The sequence below is a fragment of the Kitasatospora sp. NPDC057198 genome (genome assembly GCF_042670125.1).
GTDB lineage: Bacteria > Actinomycetota > Actinomycetes > Streptomycetales > Streptomycetaceae > Kitasatospora.
On the sequence record NZ_JBHUWH010000474.1, the window covers coordinates 1 to 5,890 of the forward strand.

Consider the following 5,890-nt stretch of genomic DNA (forward strand, 5'->3'; position numbering starts at 1 on the left):
GAGCAGGACGGTGCGCAGCGCCTCGCCGGCCCGCATCTGGGCGATCGCCTCGTTGACGCGGGCCAGCGGCAGCCGGTGGGTGATCATGCCGGCCAGGTCGAGGCGTCCGGCGCGCCACAGGTCGATCGCCAGGCCGACGGTGCGGCGGACGTCGCCGCCGCCGTACAGCGAGGGCAGCAGGCGCTTCTCGTTGAAGAAGAGTTCGCCCATGCTGAAGGAGACCTTGTCGTCCTGGGCGCCGGCGCCGATCACCACGACGGCGCCGCCGCGCCGGGCCGCGTCGTAGCCGGCCCGGACGGTGCCGGCATGGCCGACCGCCTCGAACACGTGGTCGTAGCCGCCGGCGGGCAACTCGCGTGCGGCGTGCTTGAGTTGTTCGGGGGCGATGGCGTCGGTGGCGCCGAAGCCGAGGGCGCGTTCGCGCCGGGAGGCGACGGGGTCGACGACGGTGATCCGGGCGGCGCCGCTGATCCGGGCGCCCTGGACGGCGGCGATGCCGACGCCGCCCGCGCCGATCACGGCGACGTTCTCGCCGGGCCGGACCTTCGCGGTGTGGACGACGGCGCCGAGCCCGGTGGTGACGCCGCAGCCGATCAGGGCGGCGAGTTCGTACGGCAGGTCGTCGGGGACGGGGATGACGGTGTCGGCGGCGACGACGAGTTCCTCGGCGAACGCGCCGGTGCTGTAGAAGCCGTACGCGTCGGTGTCGCCGCCGATCCGGAAGCCGGGGGTGCCGAGGCGGCGGATCGAGGCGGTGCACAGGTGGGTGCGGTCGGCCCGGCAGGCGGGGCAGCGGCCGCACGGCGGCATCCAGCAGAGCACCACCCGGTCGCCGGGGGCGGTCCCGGTGACGCCCGCGCCGACCTCGACCACCTCGCCGGCGCCCTCGTGGCCGGGCACGAAGGGGGCGGGCTGCGGCAGGACGCCGGCCATCGCGGACAGGTCGGAGTGGCACAGGCTGGCGGCCCGCACCCGGACCCGGACCTTCCCCGGCCCGAAGCCGACCGCCTCGACGTCGTCGCGGACGTCCAAGGCGTCCTGTCCGGTCTGCTGCAGGATCGCTGCGCGCACGGGGCTGCTCCCAGGATGGTCGGCCGGTGTCGGCGCCCGGCGGAACGCGTTCCTCCCGGGTGCCGACCCTGTATAGCGCATCCGCCGCACCCGGCGGGCGGTCCGGGCCGCCGGGCTGCTGCGACCGGGGCCCGCCGCGGCGGGCCGCGTTCCTACCATCCAGTAGGGTCCTGGGCAGTCACCCCCGGCCCGGCAGGAGCGCCCGATGTCCGACCCCACCCCCTCCGCCCAGGTCCTGGAGTCGTTCCGGGCCGCCACCGGTTTCATGCCGGAGGACGAGGGCCTGGCGCTGTACGCGGCGGCGCTCGACGCGGCCGGGCGCACCGGGCTGCCGCTGCTGGAGATCGGCACGTACTGCGGACGTTCGGCGGTCCTGCTGGCGGACGCGGCCCGCCGGGCCGGGACGGTCGCGCTGACCGTCGACCACCACCGCGGCTCGGAGGAGCAGCAGCCCGGCTGGGAGTACCACGACCCGTCGCTGGTCGACCCGGAGGTCGGCCTGATGGACACCCTGCCGCGCTTCCGCCGCACCCTGCACGCGGCCGGCCTGGAGCAGCACGTGATCGCGCTGGTCGGCCGGTCGCCGCAGGTCGCGGCGGTGTGGCGGGGCCCGCTGGCGCTGGTCTTCGTGGACGGCGGGCACACCGACGAGCACGCCACCGGCGACTACGAGGGCTGGGTGCCGCACCTGGCCGCGGACGGCCTGCTGGTGGTGCACGACGTCTTCCCCGACCCGGCGGACGGCGGCCAGGCCCCGTACCGGGTGTACCTGCGGGCGCTCGCCGAGGGCTTCGAGGAGGTGTCGGTGACGGGCTCGCTGCGGGTGCTGCGCCGCCCGTCCGCGGTGTCGGGCTGACCTGCGGACGGACCGGCGCGCTCCCGTCCCGGCCGCAGATTTCCGGGCCCGATCGGGAACGATCGACGCCGCTGCCGCGTCGTCCCCACCGCGACCCGTTGCCGATCCGCCGTGACCGCTCCCACCGTCGGCCGGTACGGTGTCGGCGGCAGACGACGAACGGCCCGGACGGGGAGCGGCCCGTTCGGGGCAGGGGCACCGGGCACCCGGTGCGGTACCGGTTCAGTTGGGGGCGAGGGCAGGGCATGACGGAACAGGGCAGTGCCGCGAGGGCGGTCTGGGACCCGACCGCGAACAACGGCGCGGGCGGCTGGGTCCGCCGCGCGGTGGCGGCCGACCCGGCCGCGGCGGGGCCGCCCACCACGGCGATCCCGCTGCCGCCGATCCCGTCCGGCCCGGTGGCCCCGGCCGCCCCGGTGCCTCCGCCGGCCGGCGGGCAGCAGCCCTTCCCGCCCGGCCCGCCGCAGCAGCAGTCGGCCCCGGCACCGCAGGCACCGCAGCCGCAGGCCCCCCAGCCGCAGGCGCAGGGGTACGGCTACCCGCAGCCGCAGTCGCAGCAGCCCCCGCAGCCGCATCCCCCTCAGCAACAGCCCCCGCAGCAGACCTTCGGCGGGAACCAGACCTTCGGCGGCCAGCAGCCGCCCGGCCCCGGCCCGCAGCAGGCACCGCAGCCGCCGGCCCCCCAGCCGCAGGCGCAGGGGTACGGCTACCCGCAGCCGCAGCCCCCGCAGCAGACCTTCGGCGGTCCGCCGCCGGGCTTCGGCGGCCAGCCGCAGCCGGGCTTCACCCCGCCGCCCGGCCCCGGCGGCCCGTCGTTCGGCGGGAACCAGACCTTCGGGGGCAACCAGACCTTCGGCGGCCAGCCGCAGCAGTTCGGCAGCGGTCCGGGCGGCTACGGCGGCTACCAGGAGCCGGAGTTCGACTACGAGGACGAACCGCGCAGCCGCCGCACCCCGCTGCTGATCGGCGCGGCCGTGGTGCTGGTGCTGCTGATCGGCGGGGCCGTGGTGCTGGTGCTGCAGAACGGCGGCTCGAAGGACACCCCGGCCGCCAAGGGCACCGCCAACGCGACGGCGGCGCAGCCCAGTTCGAGCACCGGCGGGGCGGGCGGCGGCAGCCAGGACGGTTCGCCCGCGGCGTCGGACCCGACGTCCCCGTCGGCGTCCGACTCCGCTTCGGCGTCCCCGTCGGCCGGCCCGGAGGCGGCGGCCCAGGCGAAGGCGCTGGACGCGCTGCTGTCCGAGGGGGAGAGCGCGAAGGCCCCGATCGGCAACGCGGTGGCGAAGGTGCGCAGCTGCCCGGCCAAGGCCGAGGTGGACAGCGCGGCGCAGGTGTTCGACACCGGCGCCCAGCAGCGCGACTCGCTGCTGTCGCAGCTGGCCACGCTGAAGACCGACAGCCTGCCGGGCGGCGACGAGGCGGTGGCCGCGCTGAAGACGGCCTGGCAGACCTCGGCGGACATCGACCGGGCGTACGCGGCCTGGGCCCGCACCGTCTCGGAGAAGGGCTGCACCAACAACGTGGCGCCCGGCGGCGCCGACCTGGGCCGGGCCAACGACCTGAACCCGAAGGCCACCTCGGCGAAGCAGGACTTCGCCGCGAAGTGGAAGCCGATCGCCCAGGCGTACGGGCTGGCGGCCCGTACCGGGGACAGGATCTGAGGAACACGTGACAGGCCGTACCACCCCGTACCACGTCCACCCCGACGACCCCGGCGACCGGGACCCGTACGACCCGTACGCCGACCCGGCGCGGCGGAGCGCCCGCTGGCGGCCCGCCGCGAAGGCGGCGGCCGTGGTGCTGCCGGTGTGCCTGATCGGCTGGCTGGGCTGGCAGGCCGTCGCCAACAGCAACCGGGACGTCTCCTCGCACGCCTCCGCCCCGCGCACGCCGAGCTTCGCCGAGGGCGACCGGGTCGACGGCGCGGACGGGGACGGCGGCTCCCCCGCCGCGTCCGCCCAGGACCCGGCGGGCGCGGCGTCCGCCCCGGCGTCCCCGTCGCCGCCGGCGCCGGCCTCGCCGAGCGGGGGGCCGAAGCCGCTGGCCGGGCGGACCGTGCTGCTCGACCCGGGCCACAACGGCGGCAACGCCGGGCACGCCACCGAGATCAACCGCAAGGTGGACATCGGCAACAGCCGCAAGGAGTGCGACACCACCGGCACCGAGACCAACGCGGGCTACCCGGAGGCCGAATTCACCCTCGACGTGGTGCACCGGGCCCGGCAGATCCTCCAGGACCGGGGCGCGGCGGTGGTGCTCACCCAGGACGGCGACCGCCCCTGGGGCCCGTGCATCGACGAGCGCGCCCGGATCGGCAACGAGGCGAAGGCGGACGCCGCGGTCTCGGTGCACGCGGACGGCGCACCCTCCTCCGGCAACGGCTTCCACGTGATCATGCCCGCCCGGGTGGTCGCCGGGCCGGCCGACACCTCGGCGATCGTCGACCCCTCGCACCGGCTGGGGGTGCTGCTGCGGGACGCCTTCAAGTCGGGCACCGGCGAGCCGTACTCCAGCTACATCGGGCAGCAGGGCCTCGACACCCGCAGTGACCTCGGCGGGCTCAACCTGTCGAAGGTACCGAAGGTGTTCATCGAATGCGGGAACATGCGCAACTCCGGGGACGCCCAGCGGATGTCCGATCCACAGTGGCGCCAGCGGGCCGCCCAGGCCCTCGCCGACGCCCTGACCAGCTATCTCACCGGGTGAGCCACCGCGTCCACCCCCCGCAGCACCCCGTCCCGACCCCGTACCACCCCGATTCCCGGCACTCCCCTTCCGTACCGATTCGGTGCGGATCCGGAGGGTGCCGTGCACGCGGCGCCGCCTTGGCTCTAGGCTTTTGCCCCGTCGTACCGACCCGGTACCACGGGGGCCCGGTCAACCGCCGCCGACCACGACTACACCAATGAGGGGAACGCCAGTGAACTCGCGCGCTCTCACCAGGGGAGACGCCGCCGTCGCCGGTGCGGCCGTACTGCTCCTGATTTCGTCCTTCCTGTCCTACCGCAGCGCGGACTGCGGTTCGTACTGCCCGAAGGACAGTTCGTTCAACGTCTGGAAGGCGGACTTCTTCCCGATCCTCCAGTCGGTCTACCTGCTCGGCGTCATCGGCGCCGCGCTGATCGTGGTCGGCTCGCTCCAGAAGGCCACCCTCGGCACCAAGGAGTTCGTCGGACTGCGCCTCGACCAGTGGGGCACCGCCGCGATCGTGATCGCCCTGTGGGGCATGCTGTGGTCCTTCGGCGGCTACAGCGACACCGGCGTCAACTACGGGGCCGGCGCCTGGCTCGGCGTGCTCTCGCTGCTGGTGATGACCGGCGTCGTGGTCGCGGGCAACGCGCTGCCCGCGCTCAAGGCCCCGCTCACCGCGGGCACCCCGGCCGTCGGCCAGCAGTACCCGGCCTACGGCACCCAGCAGCAGGGCGCCCCCGGCGCCTACGGCTACCCGGGCGCCCCGCAGCAGCAGCAGCAGCAGTTCCCCGGCCAGCAGGGCGGCCAGCCGGCCGGCCAGCCGCAGGCCCCGCAGCCGACCCCGGGCGGCTACGGCTTCCCGCAGGCCGCCCAGGCCGCTCCGGCGCCGTCGGCGGCCGCCGCGGCCGCGGCCCCGCTGCCCACCGCGGTGCAGCCGGCCGTCCAGGACCAGGGCCCGGCGCAGTCCGGTGCCCCGTTCTCCCCGTTCTGGTTCGCCGTCCCGGCGGTCCGCCAGCTCGCCAACAAGGACAACCCGGCCGCCCCGGCGGTCGGCGAGCTCGTCCCCGGCACCTGGTACCTGGCCGTCGACCAGCGCGGCGCGGCCCTGGTCGCCCAGCTCCCGGACGGCACCCACGGCCTGCTGAACGACACCAACGGCATCCAGCGCGGCTGACCCACCGCCTCCCGCGCCCTGACCGGGGGCGCGCGGGGAACCGCGCGAAGCGGGAGGCACCCACGCGAAAGGTCCGCCCGGAGAGGGAACCCCCTCTC

Annotated in this window: 5 protein-coding genes; 4 read left to right on the forward strand and 1 reads right to left on the reverse strand. The window is 76.0% G+C overall.

Going from position 1 to position 5,890, the window contains the following annotated elements; all coding sequences use genetic code 11:
- On the reverse strand, positions 1 to 1,071 hold a 1,071-nt coding region (locus ACFUEL_RS33430), incomplete at its 3' end, for a Zn-dependent alcohol dehydrogenase (RefSeq protein WP_380240957.1).
- Between the two features lie 205 nt (positions 1,072 to 1,276).
- Here ACFUEL_RS33430 and ACFUEL_RS33435 point away from each other — a divergent pair.
- From ACFUEL_RS33435 to ACFUEL_RS33450, 4 genes are all read left to right on the forward strand, one after another.
- The gene (locus ACFUEL_RS33435; protein WP_380240959.1) at positions 1,277 to 1,927 is read left to right on the forward strand and encodes a class I SAM-dependent methyltransferase; all 651 of its coding nucleotides are present in this window, start codon (positions 1,277 to 1,279) and stop codon (positions 1,925 to 1,927) included.
- A 245-nt stretch (positions 1,928 to 2,172) separates the two neighbouring features.
- Positions 2,173 to 3,588, forward strand: coding sequence for a hypothetical protein (locus ACFUEL_RS33440; protein WP_380240961.1), 1,416 nt, complete (start codon positions 2,173 to 2,175; stop codon positions 3,586 to 3,588).
- Between the two features lie 7 nt (positions 3,589 to 3,595).
- Positions 3,596 to 4,633, forward strand: a complete 1,038-nt coding sequence (locus ACFUEL_RS33445; protein WP_380240963.1) for an N-acetylmuramoyl-L-alanine amidase — start codon at positions 3,596 to 3,598, stop codon at positions 4,631 to 4,633.
- A gap of 214 nt (positions 4,634 to 4,847) precedes the next feature.
- Positions 4,848 to 5,792, forward strand: coding sequence for a hypothetical protein (locus ACFUEL_RS33450; RefSeq protein WP_380240965.1), 945 nt, complete (start codon positions 4,848 to 4,850; stop codon positions 5,790 to 5,792).
- The last annotated feature ends 98 nt before the right edge of the window (positions 5,793 to 5,890 follow it).